This is a genomic window from Candidatus Obscuribacterales bacterium (genome assembly GCA_036703605.1).
Lineage (GTDB): Bacteria > Cyanobacteriota > Cyanobacteriia > RECH01 > RECH01 > RECH01.
The window spans coordinates 1-1978 of record DATNRH010000424.1; the positions used below are offsets into that span (position 1 = coordinate 1).

General features: G+C 48.7%; 2 protein-coding genes. Both read right to left on the reverse strand.

Annotation, left to right across the window (positions count from 1 at the left end; genetic code table 11):
* A partial coding sequence (locus V6D20_08720) for an NAD-dependent epimerase/dehydratase family protein (protein HEY9815863.1) occupies nt 1–625 on the reverse strand: 625 nt, incomplete at its 3' end.
* 131 nt (nt 626–756) lie between these two features.
* On the reverse strand, nt 757–1978 hold a 1222-nt coding region (locus V6D20_08725; protein HEY9815864.1), incomplete at its 5' end, for a hypothetical protein.

Sequence of the window (1978 nt, forward strand, 5' to 3'; positions counted from 1 at the left end):
CATGCTGCTGGGCAAAGTTAACGCAAAGCGTTTCCCCATAGCGCTTCGATTCGTCGTAGCATGCCCTTGGCCCTGTACAGGAGACGTTGCCACGATAGGTTTCTGGGGTAGGAATATTTTCGGGGGTTGGATCGCCGTAAATTTCGCTGGTGGAGTAGAACAGAAATCCTTCAACAGGAACGCCCTTTTCTTTTTGTCTTAGGCAATATTCTAGGAGCGATCGCAGCCCGTTCACGTTCGCATCCATGGTTTCAATGGGATACTTGCGATAATAAGTAGGGGAAGCGATCGAGGCGGCATGGATGATGAACTGAAAGTCGTCGATATCAGACGGCAGAGGATGGGTAATATCGTGTTTGGTAAGGGTAAGCGTAGGATTATCCTTCAGACTTACCAACCAATCAGGAACACCGCGAATGTAATTATCAAATACGGTTAGCTGAATCTGTTGATCGGCATCAACCGTGTCATTCCAGTACAAAATCATTTGAACCAGATAATAGCCTAAGAACCCTCCTCCTCCTACAATCAGGAGCTTTTTCCCAGCCATTACACTCAGTTCTTCCTGTAAATTGCTCCGCATGTAGTCCAAATCGGCAGCAATTACATCACGCGCTGTTTTCATATGTCAAAACCTAAGATAGACAGGATTGTCATAACGCCTGTAGAGAAACAGGAAACTCCTTTTAGAATGCCCAGAAATCGGTAATTCTAACCAGAGTTTTCCTGAATCTCTCAAATTAGTCCCGATCAAACTTAAACGGTGGCTAACGGTTTGGGAGCAAAGTAAGCATCCTGCTCTAAACGGAGTTTGACCGCTAAGCTATCTGTGGGCAACTCAACATCATCATAGGTGAGAACTTGATCTTTCGGAATATCTCGTTTGAGCCGGCAGCCCTCGGCAATCCCCATGGGCAGCAGGCGTTGTTCCATGACAACATCCGTGTTTTCACACATACCATAGGTCATGTAGAAACCCAGCCCGTCAAGGGTCTCGCCGGCTTTGAGGTCAATCTTAGCTGTGGTCACCACATCAACAACCTGACCACCCAAGGGGGAAATCACGGAGTCATTGAACAGGGCTACCCGCGCTGCTGAAAGGGGAACCTCAAAAATAGTCAAGTGGTAGGGTACGTAGAAGCTATACAGCGGCCCCTGGCCAAGCTTGCCATAGTTGAGATAGTGAGCCTGCTGAGCATCATTCTCGTGGGCGGCATAGACAAATACCCCAGGGCTAGGTTTTGTTTTCACCACATACTCAACAATTCCGCCTAGCTGTCGCAGTTGGTCAATATCATAGCGATCAATCATGTCGTCAATATGACCGTCATACTCATAGCCCAACATACCGCGCTGAGCCACCTTCATACCCGTAGCATTAGCCACGATCGCTTGCTCAAACGAGATTTTGGTACCATCTGCAAAACTAGTCACCATAGAAGGCGTTTGCCCCCACTGTTTTGCAAAACTTTCTTGGGTCGTGGGGTTGCGGTAGCGATCCTGTAGACCCTTGATATTGCCACAAATGAGGGGAGTCAGCCCAATACTTTTCACAAACCGGTAGAGGTTCATCTGCACCCCTGGCTGATCGCCATCACAACCGGTAAGAATCACGCCAGCTCGGTCAGCATAGACTTTTAGGATGGGCCCAACCGTACCATCTAACTCTGCATTCATCAGCACCATATGCTTCTTGCACTCGATCGCCTTCATGGTGACCTGTGCGCCGAATTCCACATGTCCCGTAGACTCGATCAGAACATCAATGTTTTCAGCTTCGCACAGCAGATTGGCATCAGCGGTAACCACAAACTTGCCAGCAGCGATCGCTCCATCCAGCTGTTCTACGGTATGAGCCTCCGTGACATCATCAGCTCCAGCTAAGGCATAGGCCTGCTTCGCGTTTTCTACCGTGCGGTTAGAAATGGCAACCAGTTGCATTCCGGGAATGTAGTTGAGAATTTGGTTAGCGATGCCC